The following is a 22,400-nucleotide window of genomic DNA, read 5'->3' as shown; positions in this document are numbered from 1 at the left end:
GTAAGACATACGCATAAAGTACGGGGAGGACGCGTAACGTTGTCAGGTAAGAAAGGTCAAGGATATGGACTATATTGCTGGGTAGAGTGATTTTGTGATGGATATTTGACTTTCAATGATGCGCGACATTTGTTACATCACCTCTGCGCGTCAATAAAATTAGCCTTTATCCGATATGACAATCTGGGCAGCATGGATAATTCATGCATTTCGATATGGATAAATACAATACTACGCGGGAGGCCTTCCGCCGCCGTGCGGGAATAAAAAAACCTGCCGTAGCAGGTTTTTTTATCGCGAGCGAACGCTTAGCGCGCCAGCCAGCCGCCGTCTACCGCAACGGTATAGCCGTTGATGTAGTCAGATGCCGGAGAAGCCAGGAAGACGATCGGCCCCATCAGGTCGCTCGGCAGACCCCAACGCCCCGCCGGGATACGGTCAAGGATTGCAGCGCTACGCTCTTCGTCAGCACGCAGCTGCTGGGTGTTGTTGGTCGCCATATAGCCCGGAGCAATCGCGTTGACGTTGATGCCGTGCTTCGCCCACTCGTTCGCCATCAGGCGGGTTACGCCCATTACGCCGCTTTTAGACGCGGTGTAAGACGGAACGCGGATGCCGCCCTGGAAGGAGAGCATGGAAGCGATGTTGATGATTTTGCCGCCTTTGCCCTGCGCGATGAAGTGCTTCGCCGCAGCCTGGGACATGAAGAACACGCTCTTGATATTCAGGTTCATGACGTCGTCCCAGTCTTTTTCACTGAAGTCGATCGCATCTTCACGGCGAATCAGACCCGCGTTGTTAACCAGAATATCGATATGGCCGAATTCAGCTACCGCGCGCTCCAGCAGTGCCGGGATGCCATCAATCTGACGCAGGTCAGCGGTCAGGCTCAGGAAGCGACGGCCCAGCGCGGTAACGCGCTCGATGGTTTCAGTCGGCTCAACGATGTTGATACCCACGATGTCGCAGCCCGCTTCCGCCAGACCCAGCGCCATACCTTGACCCAGACCCGTATCACAACCGGTGACAACGGCAACTTTGCCCTGCAGAGAGAATGAATCCAAAATCATTTTTTTATTCCTTGTCATTAGCGCCTGTACCGGACAGGCATTGTTAATCTATACACATCGTCATTCGGCGCTTGATGTCGCCCGAAAGGTTCTGTGTACAATGCTGTCCGCGACTAGCGCAGATCCTTAACGGCCACGTGATCCATGTCATCAAAGACCTGGTTCTCGCCCACCATCCCCCAGATGAAGGTATACGCCTTAGTACCTACGCCCGAGTGGATTGACCAGCTCGGTGAGATCACCGCCTGTTCGTTATGCATCACAATGTGACGCGTTTCCTGTGGCTGCCCCATCATGTGGAATACGCAGCTGTCTTCATCCATGTTGAAATAGAAATAGACTTCCATGCGGCGCTCGTGAGTGTGGCACGGCATGGTGTTCCACAGGTTGCCCGGCGCCAGTTCGGTCAGCCCCATGCTGAGCTGACAGGTTTCCAGCACATCCGGAACAAAGTATTTGTTGATGGTACGACGGTTGCTGGTGAGGTTATCGCCCAGCGTGACCGGCGCAACGTCGGCCGGAGTGACTTTTTTCGTCGGGTACGTGGTGTGTGCTGGCGCACAGTTGTAGTAAAACTTAGCCGGTTTCGCCGCGTCGACGCTGGCGAACACCACTTCTTTTGCCCCTTTGCCCACGTAAAGCGCGTCGCGATGACCTATCTCGAAGCACTGGCCGTCAACGGTAATCGTGCCCGCGCCGCCAATGTTAATGACGCCCAGCTCGCGGCGTTCCAGGAAGTAGCTCACGCCGAGCTGCTTACCCACTTCACCGCCGACGGATACGGTTTTCGCTACCGGCATGATGCCGCCAACGATAATGCGATCGATGTGGCTGTACACCATGGTGTATTCATCAGCGACAAATACCTGCTCAACTAAAAACTCTTCGCGAAGACCCTGCGTATCCAGCGTTTTAGCATGAGCGCTATGAATGCTCTGTCGTACTTCCACCTGAACCTCCAGGAAAATGTGGTGTGATGCTCTTTATAAGAACGAAACTTCGTTCCGCTTTGTTAATGCTCGTATCTTATCTCTGATGAAATGGGTTTTCAATTGCAAATAAAACATCGTTTCATTTTTTCTGTGAATTAATATCAAAAATGCAAATGAGATCACGAATACGCCATGCAGCGGCATGCAGGAAAAATAAAAAACAATATTATTCATTTAGTTACATGTTTCTTTGAAAAATACTCTCTATGGAGTAAAGGAGGGTGCAAAAACAAAGATGCGCTTGACTGGGGGGCAAAAGCCTTACCAAAAAAGTCGCAGAAATGATGATTTTTCGTATAAACTGCGTCTGACATCACAAACATTGAAACGGTGTTTTGATAAATTAACACCTAATTTTTAAAATGACATCCATATCGGCTAGCGGGGTTGATAGCACCTCGTGACCGCATCAGTAAAAGGAGAGCATCATGGCTAAAGGCATGCGGGTAAAATTGAATTATGAGGTCAGCCGCGACCCGGACACCGGCGCGGAAATCACCCGCTTAACACCACCAGAAGTCACCTGTCATCGTAACTACTTCTATCAAAGGTGCTTCTTTAATGATGGCAGCCATCTGCTGTTTGCTGGTGAGTTTGACGGCCATTGGAACTACTACCTGCTGGATGTGGCGAACGCCGAAGCCGTACAGCTGACCGAAGGCGCAGGCGATAACACCTTCGGCGGCTTCCTGTCTCCGGATGACCAATCTCTTTATTATGTGAAGAACGACCGCACGCTGCTGGAAGTGAATCTGAAAACGCTGGTCGAGCGCGAAGTGTACCGCGTGCCGGAAGAGTGGGTAGGTTACGGCACCTGGGTCTCTAACAGCGATTGCACCAAACTGGTCGGCATTGAAATCGCGAAAAGCGACTGGACGCCGCTGAACGACTGGCAGCTGTTCCACGATTTCTTCCACAAAGGCCCGCACTGCCGTCTGCTGCGCGTCGATCTGCAAACCGGCGAAAGCGCGGTGATCCACGAAGAGAAAAACTGGCTTGGCCACCCGATTTACCGCCCGTTTGACGACAATACCGTCGCGTTCTGCCACGAAGGTCCGCACGATCTGGTTGATGCACGTATGTGGCTGGTTAATGAAGACGGCAGCAACGTGCGTAAAGTGAAAGAGCATGCGGAAGGCGAAAGCTGCACGCACGAGTTCTGGGTACCCAACGGTTCGGCACTGGTTTACGTCTCCTACCTGAAAGGCAAGCAGGGTCGTACCATTTACCGCTTCAACCCGGATACCAACGTAAACGAAGCGCTGATGCAGATGCCGGCCTGCTCGCACCTGATGAGCAACTTCGACGGCACCATGCTGGTCGGCGATGGCTCCGGTACCCCGGTCGACGTTAAGGACACCAGCGGCTACACCATCGACAACGATCCGTATCTGTATGGCTTTGATGTCGCGAAAAAAGCCTACTTCCCGATTGCGCGCCACGACACCTCGTGGGCAACGGTACAAAACAGTCGTCAGGTGACTCACCCGCATCCGTCCTTTACCCCGGACGACAGCGCGGTGCTGTTCAGCTCTGACAAAGACGGCAAACCGGCGCTGTATATCGCCAAACTGCCGACCGAACGTAAGTTAGTACAAGCTTAAAATTCTGAGTTTAGTGTTTCTGTAACTGGCCTTGCCCTCCTTCTGGAGGGCCTTTTTTTGCCTGTCATATTATGCCCGATAAGCGAAGCGCCATCGGGCAAGACATTACGCGCACAATACTGGCGCACGGACACGAAAAACGAAAACCCCCGGCCAAATGCTCCGGGGGGAAAACGGATGAGGGTCCGATTTTGTTAATGTCAGAAGGAGTACGCTACCCCAACGCGCAGACGGGTCTGGCGTTCATCGGTAGATTTGACGCCCACGTTCCCCACTTCAAAATACGGTGACCAGTTTTTATCCCACTTGTAGGCCATCTTGGCGTTGTATTCGTTGCTGTACGGTTTGTTATTGTTGCGGTACAGGCTCTTATGCTGAGCATCAGCCTCAGTACTGCGCGCATAAACGTAGTTCAGCTCGACGCGCCAGTCACCCATCGCCCAACCCACCCAGGTATCGAGTTTGTTGACTTTATCATCCACGCCGCCGTTGCTTGACGTTGCCGGAACGCGCGTATATTCGTAGCGGTAACGCGCAGCGACATAGAAACCGCTGTCGAAGCTGTACTGCGCATGCAGATAAGGTTTGTAGATAGAGAAGCTATCTTTACTTTCGATGTTAAAGCCCGGGTTCAGGGCAAAATTATTGGTCACTTTCCAGCGCCAGTTAATGGACTCTTCGTGACCATTACCCACGATTTCGTTGAACGGGCGGTCCTGTTTATCAGTATCACCACCGGTCTTCCACTTCGCTTCTACGCCAAAACCAAGACCGTTATCAAAGCGATGAGATACCGCAACGCGGTCGGCGTTGGAACCGCTGTCAATATATTCATGACGCAGGTCAACGGTGACCGCCGATGCGGCGAAAGACATACCGGATAATACAGCCAGGGCCAGAGTTTTCTTAAGCATTTGCCATCCCTCAATTGAAATTATGTTTCTTTTTTATGGAATTGGATTTTATTTTTTCCAAATATCTATTTTAGTGATCAAGATCGTAATTATTTGTTTCAGAAAAACTGGCACAAAGAGGACGTGATAAAGCTCAATAAAAAACCTACATAACCCTTAAAAAATAAAACTTAGATCACAAAGATTTATTTAAACTGAATTAAATTTTCAATATTTTACTTAAATAACAGATGGTTATCACAAAACAAATAACGTGAGTTATTTTTAGCAGGCGAAATATTCAATTTTCTACTTATATCCATGCTAAGGATGAACTGATTCACAATGCTTACATCTGAAACAAATATGAATAAAACGCCAAAGAAGAGAACTAGACAAAAACACGTTTATTGTCTGGCAGTTCGGCGGGAATAAACAAAAAAGACCTCAAATGAGGTCTTTCTGAAAAGAAAAAATATGAGGGAAACTAAAGATAACTTACTGAATATCGCGCTCAACGGCGAGCGCCACACCCTGACCGCCACCGATACACAGCGTCGCCAGCCCTTTACGGGCATCACGCTTAATCATCTCATGCACCAGAGAAACAAGAATACGGCAGCCAGATGCACCGATAGGATGCCCGAGCGCAATTGCCCCACCGTTCACATTGACCTTCTGCGCGTTCCATTCCAGCATTTTACCCACCGAAATCGCCTGGGCGGCAAACGCCTCGTTAGCCTCAATCAGGTCGACATCATTCAACTGCCACCCGACGCGCTCCAGACAACGGCGCGTGGCATACACCGGAGCAATCCCCATCAGCGCCGGATCGACGCCCACGCTGGCAAAGGCGCGGATGCGCGCCAGAATCGGCAGCCCCAGTTCAAGCGCTTTGCTTTCGCTCATCATCAGCACTGCCGCCGCGCCGTCATTAATGGATGACGCGTTCCCCGCTGTAACCGAACCGGCGTGGTCGAAGGAAGGGCTTAAACGCGCCAACGCTTCGGCGCTGGCATCCGTTTGCGGCTGTTCATCGGTATCGACAACCTGCCTGCCGCCGTCCGGCAGCGGGTTAATCACCGGCACAATTTCATCACGAAAGCGGCCTGAATCAATGGCCTTACGCGCTTTGTGCTGCGAGCTAAGCGCCCATGCATCCTGCTGCTCGCGGCTAATACCGTATTCACGCGCCAGATTTTCCGCCGTGACCCCCATGTGGTAGTCGTTAAAAGCGTCCCACAGGCCGTCGTGAACCAGGCTATCAATCAGTTGACTGTTGCCAAGCTGCGCGCCGGTGCGGCTGTCGGTCAGCACGTGCGGCGCGCGGCTCATGTTCTCCTGTCCGCCGGCAATCACCACATCCGCTTCACCGCACTGAATCGCCTGGGTCGCCAGATGCAGCGCCTTCAGCCCCGAACCGCAGACGTCGTTGATGGTAATGGCCGAGACGGTATTCGGCAGACCGCCTTTTATCGCAGACTGTCGCGCCGGATTTTGCCCGGTTCCTGCGGTCAAAACCTGACCAATAATCACCTCATCGATCGACGCGGCGGAAATACCGCTGCGTTCCACCAACGCGTTGATCACCAGGCTACCCAGTTCGACGGCAGAATGGCGAGCAAGCGCCCCCTGAAAACAGCCGATGGGCGTACGGACTGCACCTACGATAACGACATCTTTCATCTTGACCTCAGCGCAAAATAACCTGCGTATAGTAGATGATTGTTATCAAATATTTTCGCAATTGTTTAAAAAAAGTGAGTTTTATCACAAAGGAAATTCATCTCATCCGCGTTACGCCGACGCCTGCTGTAGATACTGCCGCAGCCAGCTTCCGGCAGCGCCCAGCGGGGCTTCTTTATGCCACAGCAGATCGATAGAAACCGCCATCGGCCAGCCCGCAATATCCAGCATCTTCAGCTCCGCCGATCGAGAAAACTCCTCTACCAGCGCGCAGGGCAGCGCACACCAGCCTAACCCCTGCGCCGCCATGCTCAGCAGCATCAGGTAGTTTGGTGCCGACCACACCGGGCCGCGCGCGGGCGTGGCGCGATTTTCCAGATAAGTATTCAGCCGGAGCTCGCGCCAGGTTCGCAGCTGCTCCCATTCCACTTTCGACTGCGCGGCCAGCGGGTGCCCCGGCGCAACGTAAATCGCCATATGCGTGCGCATCGGCAGGCGAGTATGGCCAATGTCGGTGGGATAGTCGTCGCGCGCCTCAATCAGCCCCACCTGCGCGCGGCCTTTTTGCAACAGATCGACCACATCGTCGTCTTCACCCACCAGGCACTCAAACTCCGTATGCGGAAACCGCAGGTCGAACTGCGCCAGAAGATCTTCCAGCACGTCAGGATGCAGCGTATCGGAGAGCACAAACGCCAGCCGTGCCTCGGTTTCACCACTCAGCGACACGGCCAACTCATCGAGCCGTTCGCTGGCAGCCAGAATGGCCTGAACATAGCTCAATACCCGCTGGCCTTCCACCGTCAGTACCGGCTGACGCGCGGAGCGATCGAAAAGCGTGACGCCAAGATCCACCTCCAGGTGGGCGATGGCCGTACTGACCGTCGATTGGCTCTTGCGCAGTCGACGGGCAGCGGCCGAAAACGAGCCGCAGGAAACGGTTTCAACAAACGCGGTCAGTGCTTCGGGGGAATAGCGCATGAAGTATCTACTTTATCGATGGATTCTATCTTTTACTTATCACATTTCTCCATAAAATGCGCACAACCGTATTCCATAAAACAAAGGTCATCACATGCAGCAAGATTTATTACATCGCAGAAAGCTCCCGGAGCGTATTTTTCATGCCGTTTGCTTTGAAGGCATCGCCACCGCGATCCTTGCGCCCACCGCCGCATGGCTGATGCAGCGTTCGGTGCTGGAAATGGGCGGGCTGACGATTATTCTCGCCACCACCGCCATGGTGTGGAACATCATTTATAACGCCGTCTTCGATCGCCTGTGGCCCGTCACCCGCGTGAAGCGCACGGCGAAAGTCCGAGCCCTGCACGCTTTAGGATTCGAGTGTGGGTTTATTGTTATCGGCGTCAGCATTGTCTCGTTCGTGCTCGGCGTCACGCTGCTCCAGGCGCTGACGCTGGAGATCGGTTTCTTCCTGTTCTTCCTGCCCTACACCATGCTCTACAACTGGGCGTACGACACCCTGCGCGATCGCATCATGAAGCGTCGCCAGCAGAATCTCTACGCACAAAATTAATCCTCTTTTCAGGCCGATAGCCGTCGGCCTGGAAATGTTCAGCCACACGAAAAGCTAATTATGGTAAATTATCCGCCATTTTTTTGGTTTTATGGTTGATACATTCGAATAATGTCTAAAATCTGGTCTAAAGAAGAGACTCTATGGAGCTTTGCCTTATATGGCACTGCCGTCGGGGCGGGAACCCTTTTCCTGCCCATCCAGCTGGGCGCCGCCGGCGCGGTTGTGCTGTTCATCACCGCGCTGGTTGCCTGGCCATTAACGTACTGGCCGCATCGCGCTTTATGCCAGTTCATCCTCTCCGCTAACACGCCGGCTAGCGTGGGTATCACCGGTGCCGTCACCCATTACTATGGGAAAAAGATCGGCAGCCTGATCACCGCGCTCTACTTTATTGCGTTCTTCGTGGTGGTGTTGATCTATGCGGTTGCCATTACCAACTCACTAGCGGAACAGCTCTCCCGCTATCGGCCGGTTGATTTGCCGCTGCGCGCGCTCATCAGCCTGGGCGTGGTCGTGCTGCTGAACCTGATTTTCCTGACCGGTCGCCAGACCACCATCAAGGTGATGGGAATGCTGGTATTCCCGCTGATCGCCTACTTCCTGTTCCTGTCCGTATACCTGACCGGCAGCTGGCAGCCTTCGCTGCTGACGACGCAGATGGAGGTCAACACCCATACGTTACACCAGGTGTGGCTTTCCATTCCCGTGATGGTTTTCGCTTTTAGCCATACGCCGATTATTTCGACCTTCGCCATCGACAGGCGAGAGAAATACGGCGAGCAGGCCATGGGTAAATGCAAAAAAATCATGAAGGTGGCGTATCTGATTATCTGCCTGAGCGTGCTGTTCTTCGTCTTCAGCTGCCTGTTGTCGATTCCGCCGTCATACATTAATACAGCGAAAGAGGAAGGCGTGACCATCCTTTCTGCGCTGTCGATGATGCCCAACTCGCCTGGCTGGCTGTCGATTTCCGGCATTATTGTCGCGGTCGTGGCGATGTCGAAATCGTTCCTCGGCACCTACTTTGGCGTGATTGAAGGCGCAAGCGAGATGGTAAAATCGTCGCTCAACCAGGTGGGCGTACGCAAAAGCCGCTCGTTCAACCGCGGCCTGTCGATCCTGCTGGTGTCCACGGTGACGTTTATCGTCTGCTGCATCAATCCGAACGCGATATCCATGATTTATGCTATCAGCGGCCCGCTGATTGCCATGATTCTGTTTATCATGCCAACGCTGTCGACCTACCTGATTCCCACGCTGAAACCCTACCGCTCTATCGGCAGCCTGATTACGCTGATTGTCGGCGTGATGTGCGTGTCGGTGATGTTTTTGGGTTAAGACCCTCATGACGTAAAAAAAGACCTGCCGGGGTAACCGTCAGGTCTTTTTTATTATTCAGGTCAGCCGCGAGGCTTACAGCGCCATATCATGCTGCGGCGAGGCGGTCGCCGGCTGTTCTACCGGTTTAGCCTGCGCGACCGGTGCGGCGGGCATCTGAATAACCGGCGGTTTGGTCAGTTGCAAGGTGGCGGCCGTGTCATCCCATACCTGCTGGGTGAGCGCGGTATTACCATTCAGATTCTGGCCAAAGCTCGGCACGATGCTGCGGATTTTGCTCTGCCATTCCGGCGAGTTAAACTGCTCAGGGAACAGCTTTTTAATCACGTTCAGCGTAATCGGCGCAGCCGTTGACGCTCCGGGCGATGCGCCCAGCAGTGCAGAAATCGTGCGCTGCTGGTCAACCACAACTTCGGTCCCCAGCTTCAGCACACCGCCTTTGTCAGCGTCTTTCTTAATAATCTGCACACGCTGACCGGCCTGGATCAGCGTCCAGTCTTCCTTACGTGCTGCAGGGTAATACTCTTTCAGTGCCGCAAAACGATCGTCGTCGCTTAACATCACCTGGCTGATAAGATATTTCACGAGATCAAAGTTATCCAGGCCAACGTGGGTCATCGGCATTACGTTGCTGGTCGTGGTGGTGCTTAGCAGATCGAAGAACGATCCCTGCTTCAGGAACTTGGTGGAGAAGGTCGCAAACGGCCCGAACAGCACCACGCGCTTACCGTCGATAAAGCGCGCATCAATATGCGGTACCGACATCGGCGGCGCACCCACGGACGCCTGCCCGTAGACTTTTTCCAGATGCTGGCGAGTGACATCCGGGTTCTCAGTCATCAGGAAGGAACCGCCCACCGGGAAGCCCGCATAATTATCCGCTTCCGGAATACCGGTTTTCTGCAACAGCTTCAGCGCGCCGCCACCAGCGCCAATAAACACGTACTTCGCGTCAATCGCGTGCTGTTTACCGCTACTCACATCTTCAATGGTCACATGCCAGGAGTTATCGCCGTTGCGCTTAAATTCGGTCACTTCAGAGGAGGTTTGCAGTGTGAAGTGCGGGTTCTTTTGCAGGCTGCCGATCAGCTGGCGAGTAATTTCACCGTAGTTAACGTCCGTCCCCACCGGCGTCTAGGTCGCGGCCACCTTCTGCTGTGGGTCACGGCCAGCCATAACCAGCGGCGCCCATTCGGCAATTTGCTGATGATTGGTTGAGAATTTCATGCCCAGGAACAGCGTGGTTTTTTGCAGCGCATCGTAGCGTTTGCCGAGGTATTCCACGTTTTTATCGCCCCACACGAAACTCATGTGCGGCGTCGAGTTAATAAACGCATGCGGATTATTCAGCACGCCGCGCTTAACCTGTGCCGACCAGAACTGGCGGGAAATCATAAACTGTTCGTTAATTTCCAGCGCTTTGCTCACGTCGATAGTGCCGTCCGGGCGCTCCGGCGTGTAGTTTAATTCCATGTTGGCCGAGTGGCCGGTTCCGGCATTATTCCAACCGTTAGAAGATTCCAGGGCCACCTTGTCGAGTTTTTCGACCATGACCTGTTTCCAGTCAGGCTGTAATTCCTGCAGCCAGGTGCCCAGTGAGGCGCTCATGATGCCGCCGCCGATCAGCAGAACATCGGTTTTTTCCGGCGTATCGGAATTGGCGTAAGCGGCTGAATTCACCAGCAGCGCAAGCGCGGCCAGCGAGAATAGTTTTTTATTAATTGCAGGCATAATGATGATATTCGCATAGCAGAATGTATTGAGTGCGACAATAGTAGCGCACTTTTACATTATTTTAAAATATCACCCATATTTAATTAAAAACATTAACAATACTCCCCTGCCCGCTTTTTTTAATTAAAAAAAGCAGCCGCATTCTTTGCAAGGAAATAAAGTTAATATTCTCCTTTATTCGAGTATCAATTAATGCAGGCCAAATTCTGCCATTAACTGTTGGCGAAGACGGACAAATTCGCTGCTGCTGCGCTCGCGCGGACGCGGCAGCGTGACCTCAATGGTACGAATCGTATCGCCCTTGATTTTTGGTAATATCAACACCCGATCGGCCAGATAAATCGCCTCTTCGAGATCGTGCGTCACCAGCACCATCGTCATTTTTTCCGCGTCACGGATGCGCACCAGCTCTTCCTGCATGGTGATTTTAGTCATCGCATCCAGCGCCCCCAGCGGTTCATCCAGCAGCAGGATCTCTGGCTGAATCGTCAGCGCTCGCGCAATCCCCACGCGCTGCGCCATGCCGCCGGAAAGCTGGTTCGGCAAGGCCTGCTCACAGTGGCTCAGCCCCACCAGTTCAATCGCCTCTTTCGCCCGCGCCCTGGCCTGCTTGCGCGCAACGCCTTGCACATCCAGGCTGAAGCTGACGTTTTCCAGCACCGTCAGCCATGGCAACAGGCGCGGCTCCTGAAATATGACCGCCCGCTCGCGGCTCATACCGTGCACCGCCTGACCGTCGATAATCACATCGCCGGCGTCAGGTGTTTCCAGCCCCGCCAGAATACGCAGCAGCGTGGTTTTCCCGCAACCGCTCGGCCCGACGATAGCAATACTCTGGCCGCTTTCAATCTGTAAATTGAGGTCGCGGAAGACATCAAACGGCTTGCCTTCAAGGGAGAAGGTCTTACGCAAGCTGCGAATTGAGATATCGCCGCGCGGGGTTTGTATCGTCGCCGTCATCATACACCTTCCGTTTTGAGCAAAATGTTTGAGGCTTTTAACTGGCCTTTTTTCAGCACGCCGTCACGCTCAAGAATATCCAGCCAGAACTGCACGTCGTGCGGCTCAGACTGCCCGCCCTTACGCACGCCGTAGCCGGTGAAGTACTTCGCCACTTCCGGGTTTTCACCGCGTTCTTTGAGGATGTTAGCCATAATTTCGCGCACTTTTTCCGGGTTATCACGGGCAAAGTCCAGCGCACGCGCAGATTCCACAACGAAGACGCGCGCTGCGTCAGGATGCTGCTTCACGAAATCCGCACGCAGCACCGTAAAGCCGCCGGCAATCGGGCCGAGCACATCAGCATCGTTGAAAATAGGACGCAGGCCGCCGTGGCTACGCGCCGCGCCTTCAAAGGTGGTTTGCCAGTAGCCAAACGCCGCCACGTCCACCTGCCCGGAACGCAAGGTCTGCTCGAGCTGTGGGCCCGGCACCGCAACCGGCTTCGCCGCGTTTTCCGGCAGGTTCGCCTGGTGCAACGCTTCGCGCAGGGTGTAGTCCAGATGCGCACCCAGGGTATTCACAGCGACGCTTTTTCCGACTAAATCTTTGATGGACTTAATCGGGCTATCTTCCTTCACGTAGAAGATAGATTTGGTGGTCTCATTGATGCCGTTGGTCGGGTATGCCGCCACGAAGTCGTTGCCGTTGGCGATGGCGTTAATCACCGCAGGCGTCGCCGCCGAGCCAATATCAATGCTGTTAGAAGCCAGCGCAAATAACGACTCCGGGCCGCCGCTGGCGTAGCCGGCATTTTTGATCGCTACGCCGGTGCCTTTAAAATACCCCAGCGCTTCCGCTAATTCGTGCGCAGAAATACCGCCGTAGCTCGCCATATAGCGCATCGTGACCTCTTCCTGCGCCCGTACGGAGGCACTCATGCCAACGAGAAAAAGGACCGCTACCCACACAAAATAGATCTGTTTTTTCATTATTTATATTCCCGTCAGGCTAGATGTAAAAACGCAAAATAACGTGCAAAATTAATGGTTACGAGAGTTCCAGCGACACAGTCGGCGTTGCAAAATGACCAGAATGGCATTCGCTAATAACCCGGCAAAAGCCAGCAGAAATATTGCCGCGAACATCATGGGAATTTGGAAGTTATATTGCGCATTCATCACCCGAAAACCGATGCCCTGATTAGCGCCAATCATCTCAGCGGCAATCAGCAACAGCAGCGCAGTGGTCGCGGACAGACGCAGGCCGACAAAAATAGAAGGGACGGAAGCTGGGACAATCACCCGGTAAAACAGCGTCAGACGGCCTGCGCCGAAAGTGCGCGCCATTTCCAGCAGCTTACCGTCCACCTCTTTCACGCCGCTAATGGTCGACAGCAGAATCGGGAACAGCGCCGCCCAGAAGATGACGAATACTTTTGAGGTTTCCCCCAGCCCCAGCAGCAGGATAAAGATCGGGTACAGCGCCAGCGCAGAAGTCTGACGGAAGAGCTGTAAGATGGGGTCCAGCGCCTGTTCGAGCGGGCGAATTTGCCCCATAAACAGTCCCAGCGGAATGCCCACCACAATGGCAGCGGCAAAGGCCAGACCGGCTCGCTGCAGGCTAATGGTGATGTCCCCCAGCAGCGCCCCTTCGGTTATGCCGTTCCACAGCGCGACAAAGATTTTATCCAGCGGCGGGATCACCGCGGCGTTCAACCAGCCCGCGGTGCTGGCGATTTGCCAGCCGGCGAAAAACAGCGCCAGCAGGCCATAACGGGCAATCAGCGACAAACTGCGCTGATACCACAGACCGTAGGCCGGCGCGGCGGCGCGGCGGGCCTTCAGACGAATACGCGTAGCGGAATAAAACATAGCTCCTCCTCAGGCCACTTTGGCGTTGCGCGCAGCGCTGTAGCGGTTTTCGGCAAACGGCAGCCCCAGATTTTCGCGCAGCGTTGTGCCTTCATAGCGAGTGCGGAACACCCCGCGCTTTTGCAAAATAGGCACCACCAGCTCGATAAAGTCATCCAGCCCGCCCGGCAGCCAGGGCGGCAGCACGTTGAAACCGTCGGCCGCTTCGTTCTCAAACCATTCCTGCAGCGTATCGGCCACCTGCTCAGCGCTGCCGACCACGGTAAAGTGCCCGCGCGCGGTCGCCACCCATTGGTACAGCTGGCGGATAGTGAAATTGTTGTCATCGGCGATCTGGCGGATCAGCTCAGGACGCGACTTCATGCCTTCCGTCACCGGCAGCGGCGGCAGCGGGCCATCAGGATCGAATTTCCCCAGATCGATCCCGCCACCGGCCAGACCGTTCAGTAGCGCAATGCCATCGGCTTCGACGATAAGCGAAGTCAGCTTGTGGTATTTTTCTTTGGCTTCTTCCTCGGTACGCCCGATAAACGGCGCAACGCCTGGCATGATCAGCACGTGATCCGGATTACGGCCGACCGCCCTGGCGCGAGATTTGATGTCACGATAAAAAGCCTGCGCCGTCTCGAGATGTTGGTGGGAGGTAAAGATCACTTCCGCCGTGGCTGCCGCCAGCGCCCGACCGCTCTCCGATTGCCCGGCCTGTACGATAACCGGTTGACCTTGCGCCGAGCGCGCGACGTTCAGCGGGCCGCGTACTTTAAAGAATTTGCCGACGTGGTTGGTGTCGTGCACCTTTTGACGATCGAAGAACTGCCCGGAGGCCTTATCGCGCAGGAACGCATCATCTTCAAAGCTATCCCACAGTTTTTTCACCACCTCAACGTGCTCTTTCGCCCGCTGATAGCGGTATTCATGCGGATGCTGGGTATCGAGGTTGAAATTGTGCGCTGCCGCTTCCGTCGCCGTGGTCACCACGTTCCAACCCGCGCGGCCGCCGGAGATCAAATCCAGCGAGGCGAACTTTCGCGCCAGATTATAGGGTTCTTCATAGGTGGTGGATGCGGTGGCGATAAAGCCGATATTTTTGGTCAGCGGCGCCAGCGCGGAGAACAGCGTGAGCGGCTCAAAACCGGCTACCTTCGCCGTGCCGCCGTCGGTTACGCCAGAGGCCGGGATCGCCAGGCCATCGGCCAGAAAGTAGGCATCAAACAAGCCGCGCTCGGCGGTCTGCGCCAGCTGCTTATGAAATTCGAAACTGGTTGCGCCGTCGGCAGGCTGATCCGGATGCCGCCACGCCGCAATATGTTGACCGCCGCCGGGAAGAAAAGCGCCTAATTTGATTTGTCTGCTCATTCTGGTTTTCTCCTGATTCATTGCCGGGGAGTGGGCTGAAATCAAGATAGCCAGAATGAGCCGCCATTCTGAAATAACAAATATTGAGTTCGTTATTTACATTTTTGCAATAAGAAATCCATGCTGTTACAACAATACGTTATTAGCTATCCGCTTTTGCTTCTTCGGTCCGGGCATGTTCGCGAGCATTTTTACGCTGCCAGGCAGGCAGTTCCGACAGCGCAATCCCTTCCGGTACCACCTGATGCTTCAGGCAGGCAACCCGCTGAGCCCGATAAATACCGGTATAGCCAGAGACCAGATAAGCCATCACGCAGGCCATCGCCGCGTACACGCCAACGTCGGCGCCGAACAGCTCAATAGCCATCAGGGTAGAAGCCAGCGGCGTGTTGGCGGCACCGGCAAAGACCGCGACAAAGCCCAGCCCTGCCAGGAAGGCAAACGGCAGATGCAACAGCGGCGCCAGCGCATTACCCAGCGTCGCGCCGACATAAAATAGCGGCGTCACCTCGCCGCCTTTAAAGCCGCTACCCAGCGACACGACGGTAAAGACCAGCTTGCCGAGAAAATCCCACGGTGCCAGCGGGTGCTGGAAGGCATCAACGATGGTCGGTATGCCAAGGCCGATATAACGATCCGCGTGCAGCAGGTAAACCGCCAGCGCTACCATTATCCCGCCAATAAACGGGCGCAGCGGCGCATAGGCCACGTATTTCTTCATGATGCCGCCAATCAGGTGCGTGGCATCCGCGAACGCGCGCGCCGCCAGGCCAAAACAGCCGCCGGCGATAATCACCGCACCCAGCGTCCAGAGCGACATCGGCGGGATCAGCGACATTGCATAGTGCGTATGGTGCACGCCCCACATCAGGCCAACCTGGTCGGCAATCACCGCCGCCAGCAGGCAGGGGAAGATGGCGGTGTAGTGCATCCGGCCAATCGCCATCACCTCCATCCCAAATATCGCCCCGGCCAGCGGCGTACCAAAGACGGAAGAAAAACCGGCGCTCACCCCGGCCATCAGCACCATTCGCCGCGCATCGTTATCAAGATTCAACAACGGCGTAAAACGGTCGGCGATAGAGGCGCCCATTTGCACGGCGGTGCCTTCGCGGCCGACCGAAGCACCAAACAGATGCGAAACCACGGTGCCGATAAACACCAGCGGCGCCATTCGCAGCTGGATCGTATTCGCCGGATTATGCACTTCTTCGAGGATCAGATTGTTTCCCGCCTCTACCGAACGGCCAAAGCGCAGGTACAGCCAACCGACGGCAAACCCGGCGAACGGCAACAGTCCGATCAGCCAACGATGGCCGATGCGTGTGGCGGTGGCCCAATCAAGCGAAAAGAGAAACAGTGCGGAAGCCGAGCCGACAAGCACGGCAATCACCGTAGCCACAAGCAGCCACTGCACAAGAAAGAAAAGCGTATTTTTACGTGCGAAACGTTCAGAGATCATTGACGCATCCTTAGATGAATTGATCATCCTGGACGCGGTAGAGGTGTGCCTGCTCATTCCCGGTCCAGGAATAAAAACAGGCATCATCAGCCACACGGCGGTTCAAGGGGGAATGCCATCCCCTGTCACGCTATATTAGCACACGAATCGTTTCAGCCAAGCACTTTACGCACGAAACTATTTCAGCGTTTCCAGCGGAAACGGCCGGTCCTGCACCACGGTTTTCATCACCAGCGTCGAACGCAGGTGCTGTACTCCCGGCATCGCCGAGAGCTTTTGATCGTAGAGCTGCTGGAACGAAGAGAGGTCGCGCGTCACGACCTGCATTAAATAGTCCGGGTCGCCAAATAAACGCTGCGCCAGCACAATCTGTGGGATATCTTCGACCGCTGCTTCAAAGGCGCTCACCGCGTTACGATCGCCCTCTCTCAGCGTGGCAAACACCAGCGCGACAAAATTAAAGCCCATCTTGCCCGGATCGAGATTGGCGCGATAGCCGGTAATCACCCCTTCCTGCTCCAGCGCACGCAGGCGCCGATGGCACGGCGACAGGCTCAGATTCACCCGTTCGGCGAGTTCGGTAATCGATAAACGACCATCGGCCTGGAGCTCAGCAAGAATTTTTCGATCGATACTGTCCATTTAGAAGATTCTCTCTCTTACCATCCATTTCAAGCATAACATTGAAAGCTCATTGCGCGGCAATACCGTTATTCTTTCTCGACCACGACTCAAGTGATTCGAAGAATAACGCAATGACAAATCATAAAGGATGTCCACCATGGCAATGAGCTTTGTCGCCGGCTTCTGGCTGGTGTCGTTTCTGCTGATCGTGACGCCAGGGGCCGACTGGGCCTACACCATCAGCGCGGGTATTCACGGACAGCGCATCGTACCGGCCGTCGCGGGGCTTATCTCAGGGCATCTGCTGGCGACCCTCGTGGTGGTAGCCGGCGTGGGTGTACTGATTGCCGGGCACCCGATGGCGCTAACGGCAATAACCCTGCTGGGGGCAGCCTATCTGCTGTGGCTCGGCATCGCGCTACTGCGTCGCCCGGCAACGATATCCTCCGCCCGCCAGCTAAGCGGCGGCTGGAATCAGTGGGCGCTGAAGGGACTGTGTATCAGCGGCCTGAATCCAAAGGTTTTTCTGCTGTTCCTTGCGCTGCTGCCGCAGTTTACCGACCCTCACGGCCAATGGCCGGTGGCGCTGCAGATGTCAGCGCTGGGGCTGATGCACCTGATCACCTGTACACTCATCTATTTACTGGTGGGCTACGGTTCGCGCGCGCTGTTGGCCAGCCGCCCGCAGGCGGCGCGGGTCGTCAGCCGGCTCTCCGGGGGATTGATGGTGATTATCGCGGCAATTCTGCTCGTTGAGCAGCTGCGCTAATGGGTGAGAGCTGCGCCAGCCGGGCTGGCGCAGGGGTTCAGGCGCGAATATCGTCGTATTCGCGAGTGTTATCAAATTCATGTTTCGCAAACGGGCACAGCGGAATCACTTTACGCTGCTCCTGGCGCATTTTCGCCACCACTTTTGCCACCAGCTGTTTGCCAACGCCCTGCCCTTTAAGGCTAGGATCAACGTCGGTATGCTCAATAATGCTCAGATGCTCGCCCGTTGGTACAAAGACGATTTCGGCGACCTGATTACCTTGCGCATCGTTCACATAAAACTTGTTATGCCCTTCCAGTATTTCCATCGCACCCTCGTTTAGTCATGATGACGGTATTTCAGCGCCCCGCTTGGGCAGGTATCAATCACCCGCACCACCGTAGCCACATCCACTTCGTCCGGGATAATCCACGGTTTACGCTTCAGGTTAAACAGTTTGCTGCTGCCCCTGACACAGTTACCGGAATGCTGACAAATGCCAGTATTGAAATAGACATCGATTTTTTCCCCGGTATAGACGCGATACCCCGCATCCAGTAGTTCCTTATCCATGACATTGCCTCTATTTAATTATATGGTTCGAGGCTAAGCATAGACCTGAGGCAATGGGGATCGCCACTCATTTCACCGTCACTTCATTGCGGATGCGGTTCTGGAACTCGGTCGACAGGGCGGCAAACTTCTGCATTTTGTCCGAGAGCTCGCGGATCACCCGCGCGCTGTCGTTAGATCGTCCGTAGACATAGTCAAAATAGACCGTGCAGTCTGCCAGTTTGCAGAGCTTGGCGTAATCATCCTGTAAATGAGGGAAGTAGATAAAGATCAGTGCCTTGATTCTGGAATGCAGCTGGGTGTTATCACCGTTAATGCTGGGGTGGGTACTACGGTATTCTGCATCCTGTTTTTTCTTTATTTTGGCGAGAAAAAAATGAATGCTTGCCAGCCGCTGAGTATGCCATTCGATTTCCATTGCCAGCAGCTCCTCATATTTTTGCAGCATCTTCTGCTGCTTTTCCTCTTCTCTTTTTAGTTCGAACTCATCTCGCATCTTTTGTTCAATTTTCAGTTCGGTGCGCATGATAAGAAACCATCCACCTCCTAAAACTAAAAAACTCACGATGAGCAGTAATACTACGGCAATAGCGTTGTCCATACACAAACCTCTTCGATGATGTGAATACGAAAGACGTGGGGTAAGAGCGACACAACGGCGTAGTAACATTAATTAATTTGTTCACGCGATACGCGGTGGACGTTTTGCGGCGAGGAAAAAGAGAACCCCGGCATGCTTCGCCGGGGGTTTCACTGATGCTGGTAAGCGTTAGAAGGAGTAAGCGACGCCTACGCGGAAGCGGGTCTGGCGGTCGCTACGGTCGTTAACGCCCACGTTGCCCACTTCACCGTATGGCGCCCAATTTTTGTCAATTTTGTACGCCACTTTCACGTTGTATTCCTGGGAGTACGGCTTGTTGTTGTTACGCGCATTGCCTTCAGAGCTACGTGCATATACGTAGTTCAGCTCGGTACGCCAGTCGCCAAACACATAGCCAGCCCATGCGTCACCACGGTTTACCTTATCGTCGTCTTTATTCGCATTTGACGGGTAGCGAGTATAGTCATAACGGTAGCGTGCCGCTACATAGAAGCCGTTGTCAAAGCTGTATTGCACTCGCAGGTTTGGCTTATAAATAGAACGGCTGTCGTTACTTTCAATATTAAAGCCCGGCTGAATAGAGAAGTTTTTATTAAATTTGTATTGATAGCTAATAGACTCTTCATGACCATTACCGACAAAGTCGGCAAACGGCTGATTAGTATTATCACCACCCGATTTCCATTTTGCTTCTACCGAGAAACCAAAGCCATTTGCGAAACGATGAGAAACCGAAACACGGTCGGCGTTAGTTTTATCTGTTTTGCCACCATCAATAAACTCATGACGCAAATCGACCGTTACCGCAGAGGCTGCGAAGGATGCACCACATAATGCCATCAGGACCAGAGATTTTTTAAACATGCAATAACCCTCAATTGGAATTGTGTTTCATTTTTATGGAATTGCATTTTATTTTTTTGCGAAAGATATTTTAGTGATCGAGATCGTAAAGATTTATTTCATAACTGTACGAAATGAAAGGACGTGACAGGTGTCAAGAAAATAGGGATTGACGAACAAAAAACACCGCCACAGATCACACCAAAGATTAATTTACATTGAGCTTACATAACTTTAGATAAGATATTTATTCATTTATTTTCAATGACTTAAATTACAATAATTTCATGCGTTATTTTTTTATTATCAATAATTCACCTTCCCAACAATATAAATATTAAGAATTAACCAAATAACATTGCAGCATTTGACACACTTTCAGGCGATATCTAACGGCATCGATTGAACTTTTCTGGATCACATTTCTCAGCTTCTCTCATTCTCACTTTTTCCATCCCTGCCATGTTTATTCGGTTATTCCTTATCATCTCACGCCGAGGCCTGCATGCTGGAGAATGTCATCATCAGATAATCAGCTTCCCGCTCTTTCAGACCAGGCTGGTTATCGCTGCGCTTAAACCCCTCTCCCGTTCGTTCTCTCTGTCGCGAGAGCGAACGCGACGCGCTTTCTTGCGTGCCAGCTGACTCACAATGTGAATGCCGTGGGTGAGAGATGACAGCATGCGCACCATTATGCATAATCGTGCAAATTCAACGATAAACAGGCAAAAGACATGTTAGCCAGCCAACGAAAACAACAGATCCTGGCCATACTGGCACGAGATAAACAGGTGCAGTCGACCGGGCTTAGCCAGCACTTTAATGTTTCTGAAGATTCCATTCGCCGGGATTTACGTGAACTTGCCGCCGCCGGGTTACTCCAGCGCGTCCACGGCGGCGCACTGCCGGTTTCCGCCGCGATCGCGCCGTTCGAAACAAGAAAAAATGTGCAAATAAACGCGAAGAAAACCATTGCACGGAAGGCCGTCGCGTTAATCAACCCAGGGCAAGTCGTCATTATCGACGGTGGCACCACCACCTCAGAGATGATCGCACTGCTGCCAAAGGCGCTGCCTCTCACCGTTGTGACCCATAGCCCACATATCGCCGTTGGATTGGTTGACTACCCGGAAGTAGAGGTCATTCTGCTCGGTGGTACGCTGTTTAAACACTCGGTGGTTACCACCGGAGCGGCAATGGCTGAAGCCGCCAGTAGAATCAACGCCGATCTGTTCTTTATGGGCGTGACGGGCGTGCACCACCGCGCGGGCTTTACCACCGGCAGTTTCGAAGAAGCGAGCGTAAAACGACTGCTTAGTGAGAGGGCTTCAGAGACGGTCGTGATGGCCTCCCACGAAAAAATCAACGCCGCCTCCGCCTTCGCCATTGGCGAACTTAGTCTGGCCAGCACGCTTATCGTCGACGGGGAGCTGGACGCATCGCTGTCCGAGGCGCTGGTTCGCAGCAACGTCGCGCTTATTAACTAACCAGGGCTAACCACGTCCTCTCCAGGCTTATCCTTAGAATGGCCTCTGCGCTGGCGAGCGGCGTTATGATCGACGCCACCTTTGCCACTCTGGCAGGCCGGTGACAAAACTATCCCTATATATGCTAGCCATGAGGCCATTGATAAATAACCTCTCGCATAGTTCAATGAATGCATAAGAACTTACGCATTGATTGTTTTAAGGAAGCTTATGTCCGTATCCCATTATTACCTGACTAAACCGGATGGTTATGTTCGCTTCGAACAATCAGGAAAGTCTATGGAGGGCGAGTTCTACCGTTATGAGTCATTTGGTCAAGATAGTGATCCAACGTGGGGTTATATCAGGCCGTTTAATCGGGTTATCAGGCAACAGCTCATCGACAATTTACAGGCGCAACATGGCATCGACCTTCAGACGTTCACCTCTCAAGGTGACCTGATCACCTGTGATGCATTTGTGACCCACAAAGATTTGCAAGCAAGACACCAGGTGGTGCTTGATGCCTTCGAATTTATTGATCAATCGGAGCTGACAACTGAACAAGAACTCATTGCTCACTGCCGGGTCGATTTACTCCGACGCCAATACATTGTTGGTCGTCAGCTAAACGAGCCCAAAGAGACGTTAGATAACCTCAATGCCGAGTTTCTAAAATGGGTCACCCCTTTCTACACGCCGCTGCGCTATGAGCGGAAATGGCTAACCCGGCATCGTGAAGGGCTGTTTCGTTTGGCGATAGTGGTTACTGCCGCTGTTCTCGCCTATTTTCACTTTAGCTAACCAGGACATTCACAACATTAGCGCCACCATCGGCCATGGCGATATTCCCGGCGCTAGCCACGAGGGCATTTTGCCCCACAAACACCGAGACGACACCGCCATTGCTGCCGGTGACGTCATCGCGCTGATGCGCTTTTCGTGTCGAAAAGCGCCATCCCGGAAGGCAGGTAAATATCTTTCGAAAAACAGCGGCCCGGCTTAAAGTGCCGGGCCGCTATCGACGGACAAACATCCCTATCAAAACACGAAC

Annotated in this window: 21 protein-coding genes, 1 pseudogene and 1 riboswitch; of the genes and pseudogenes, 6 read left to right on the top strand and 16 right to left on the bottom strand. The window is 53.5% G+C overall.

Annotation, left to right across the window (positions count from 1 at the left end):
- Window positions 1–308 precede the first annotated feature (308 nt).
- Entirely contained in the window at window positions 309–1,070 is a 762-nt protein-coding gene (gene kduD, locus H7R58_RS04835) for a 2-dehydro-3-deoxy-D-gluconate 5-dehydrogenase KduD (RefSeq protein WP_052282041.1), read from the bottom strand.
- 113 nt (window positions 1,071–1,183) lie between these two features.
- The gene (gene kduI, locus H7R58_RS04830) at window positions 1,184–2,020 is read right to left on the bottom strand and encodes a 5-dehydro-4-deoxy-D-glucuronate isomerase (protein WP_106925879.1); all 837 of its coding nucleotides are present in this window, start codon (window positions 2,018–2,020) and stop codon (window positions 1,184–1,186) included.
- 470 nt (window positions 2,021–2,490) lie between these two features.
- Between kduI and H7R58_RS04825 the strand changes: the two genes are divergently transcribed.
- Window positions 2,491–3,666: an oligogalacturonate lyase family protein gene (locus H7R58_RS04825; protein ID WP_182934634.1), complete on the top strand. Its 1,176-nt coding sequence runs from the start codon at window positions 2,491–2,493 to the stop codon at window positions 3,664–3,666.
- A 200-nt stretch (window positions 3,667–3,866) separates the two neighbouring features.
- Here H7R58_RS04825 and H7R58_RS04820 read toward each other — a convergent pair whose 3' ends face one another.
- From H7R58_RS04820 to H7R58_RS04810, 3 genes are all read right to left on the bottom strand, one after another.
- Window positions 3,867–4,580: an oligogalacturonate-specific porin KdgM family protein gene (locus H7R58_RS04820; RefSeq protein ID WP_106925875.1), complete on the bottom strand. Its 714-nt coding sequence runs from the start codon at window positions 4,578–4,580 to the stop codon at window positions 3,867–3,869.
- Window positions 4,581–5,057: 477 nt separating this feature from the next.
- Window positions 5,058–6,245, bottom strand: a complete 1,188-nt coding sequence (locus tag H7R58_RS04815) for an acetyl-CoA C-acetyltransferase (protein ID WP_106925873.1) — start codon at window positions 6,243–6,245, stop codon at window positions 5,058–5,060.
- Between the two features lie 111 nt (window positions 6,246–6,356).
- Window positions 6,357–7,226 carry a LysR family transcriptional regulator gene (locus H7R58_RS04810; protein WP_106925871.1) on the bottom strand — a complete coding sequence of 290 codons (870 nt, stop codon included), beginning with the start codon at window positions 7,224–7,226 and terminating at the stop codon, window positions 6,357–6,359.
- 94 nt (window positions 7,227–7,320) lie between these two features.
- Here H7R58_RS04810 and H7R58_RS04805 point away from each other — a divergent pair, with 94 nt between their 5' ends.
- Both H7R58_RS04805 and H7R58_RS04800 read left to right on the top strand, forming a co-directional pair.
- On the top strand, window positions 7,321–7,782 hold the full coding sequence (locus H7R58_RS04805) for a multidrug/biocide efflux PACE transporter (RefSeq protein WP_106925869.1): 462 nt from the start codon (window positions 7,321–7,323) through the stop codon (window positions 7,780–7,782).
- Between the two features lie 111 nt (window positions 7,783–7,893).
- On the top strand, window positions 7,894–9,123 hold the full coding sequence (locus H7R58_RS04800) for an amino acid permease (protein WP_182930077.1): 1,230 nt from the start codon (window positions 7,894–7,896) through the stop codon (window positions 9,121–9,123).
- A gap of 75 nt (window positions 9,124–9,198) precedes the next feature.
- Here H7R58_RS04800 and mqo read toward each other — a convergent pair.
- The 7 genes and pseudogenes from mqo to H7R58_RS04765 form a co-directional block, all read right to left on the bottom strand.
- Window positions 9,199–10,854: pseudogene (gene mqo, locus H7R58_RS04795) on the bottom strand (malate dehydrogenase (quinone)).
- 192 nt (window positions 10,855–11,046) lie between these two features.
- Window positions 11,047–11,820, bottom strand: coding sequence for an ABC transporter ATP-binding protein (locus tag H7R58_RS04790; protein ID WP_182930075.1), 774 nt, complete (start codon window positions 11,818–11,820; stop codon window positions 11,047–11,049).
- Window positions 11,817–12,788 carry an ABC transporter substrate-binding protein gene (locus H7R58_RS04785; protein ID WP_106925863.1) on the bottom strand — a complete coding sequence of 324 codons (972 nt, stop codon included), beginning with the start codon at window positions 12,786–12,788 and terminating at the stop codon, window positions 11,817–11,819. Before H7R58_RS04785 ends, H7R58_RS04790 begins: the two co-directional genes overlap by 4 nt.
- Before the next feature lie 51 nt (window positions 12,789–12,839).
- The gene (locus H7R58_RS04780) at window positions 12,840–13,670 is read right to left on the bottom strand and encodes an ABC transporter permease (protein WP_106925861.1); all 831 of its coding nucleotides are present in this window, start codon (window positions 13,668–13,670) and stop codon (window positions 12,840–12,842) included.
- A gap of 9 nt (window positions 13,671–13,679) precedes the next feature.
- Window positions 13,680–15,026 carry an LLM class flavin-dependent oxidoreductase gene (locus tag H7R58_RS04775; RefSeq protein ID WP_182928536.1) on the bottom strand — a complete coding sequence of 449 codons (1,347 nt, stop codon included), beginning with the start codon at window positions 15,024–15,026 and terminating at the stop codon, window positions 13,680–13,682.
- Window positions 15,027–15,168: 142 nt separating this feature from the next.
- On the bottom strand, window positions 15,169–16,488 hold the full coding sequence (locus H7R58_RS04770) for a voltage-gated chloride channel family protein (RefSeq protein WP_182930074.1): 1,320 nt from the start codon (window positions 16,486–16,488) through the stop codon (window positions 15,169–15,171).
- A gap of 70 nt (window positions 16,489–16,558) precedes the next feature.
- Window positions 16,559–16,620, bottom strand: a riboswitch (Fluoride riboswitch).
- A 45-nt stretch (window positions 16,621–16,665) separates the two neighbouring features.
- Window positions 16,666–17,130 (bottom strand): Lrp/AsnC family transcriptional regulator, encoded by a 465-nt coding sequence (locus H7R58_RS04765; protein WP_182930073.1) that lies wholly within the window; start codon window positions 17,128–17,130, stop codon window positions 16,666–16,668.
- A 139-nt stretch (window positions 17,131–17,269) separates the two neighbouring features.
- Between H7R58_RS04765 and H7R58_RS04760 the strand changes: the two genes are divergently transcribed.
- Window positions 17,270–17,881 carry a LysE family translocator gene (locus H7R58_RS04760; RefSeq protein ID WP_182930072.1) on the top strand — a complete coding sequence of 204 codons (612 nt, stop codon included), beginning with the start codon at window positions 17,270–17,272 and terminating at the stop codon, window positions 17,879–17,881.
- Between the two features lie 37 nt (window positions 17,882–17,918).
- On the opposite strand, the gene H7R58_RS04755 is transcribed toward H7R58_RS04760, so the two are convergent.
- From H7R58_RS04755 to H7R58_RS04740, 4 genes are all read right to left on the bottom strand, one after another.
- Window positions 17,919–18,191: a GNAT family N-acetyltransferase gene (locus tag H7R58_RS04755; RefSeq protein WP_106925851.1), complete on the bottom strand. Its 273-nt coding sequence runs from the start codon at window positions 18,189–18,191 to the stop codon at window positions 17,919–17,921.
- An 11-nt stretch (window positions 18,192–18,202) separates the two neighbouring features.
- The gene (gene yjdI / locus H7R58_RS04750; protein WP_182930071.1) at window positions 18,203–18,436 is read right to left on the bottom strand and encodes a 4Fe-4S mono-cluster protein YjdI; all 234 of its coding nucleotides are present in this window, start codon (window positions 18,434–18,436) and stop codon (window positions 18,203–18,205) included.
- Window positions 18,437–18,503: 67 nt separating this feature from the next.
- The gene (locus tag H7R58_RS04745) at window positions 18,504–19,037 is read right to left on the bottom strand and encodes a hypothetical protein (RefSeq protein ID WP_182930070.1); all 534 of its coding nucleotides are present in this window, start codon (window positions 19,035–19,037) and stop codon (window positions 18,504–18,506) included.
- A gap of 168 nt (window positions 19,038–19,205) precedes the next feature.
- Complete coding sequence (locus H7R58_RS04740) at window positions 19,206–19,901, bottom strand: porin (RefSeq protein WP_106925845.1); 696 nt, start codon at window positions 19,899–19,901, stop codon at window positions 19,206–19,208.
- 713 nt (window positions 19,902–20,614) lie between these two features.
- On the opposite strand from H7R58_RS04740, the gene H7R58_RS04735 reads away from it, so the two are divergent.
- Together H7R58_RS04735 and H7R58_RS04730 are read left to right on the top strand one after the other, a co-directional pair.
- Complete coding sequence (locus H7R58_RS04735) at window positions 20,615–21,367, top strand: DeoR/GlpR family DNA-binding transcription regulator (protein WP_106925841.1); 753 nt, start codon at window positions 20,615–20,617, stop codon at window positions 21,365–21,367.
- Between the two features lie 210 nt (window positions 21,368–21,577).
- Window positions 21,578–22,150, top strand: coding sequence for a hypothetical protein (locus tag H7R58_RS04730; RefSeq protein ID WP_106925839.1), 573 nt, complete (start codon window positions 21,578–21,580; stop codon window positions 22,148–22,150).
- The last annotated feature ends 250 nt before the right edge of the window (window positions 22,151–22,400 follow it).

The organism is Klebsiella sp. WP4-W18-ESBL-05 (genome assembly GCF_014169075.1).
In the GTDB taxonomy this organism is placed as follows: domain Bacteria; phylum Pseudomonadota; class Gammaproteobacteria; order Enterobacterales; family Enterobacteriaceae; genus Kluyvera; species Kluyvera ascorbata_B.
The sequence above is the reverse complement of the archived record's forward strand: the minus strand, read 5'-3'. Positions and strand labels throughout refer to the sequence as shown.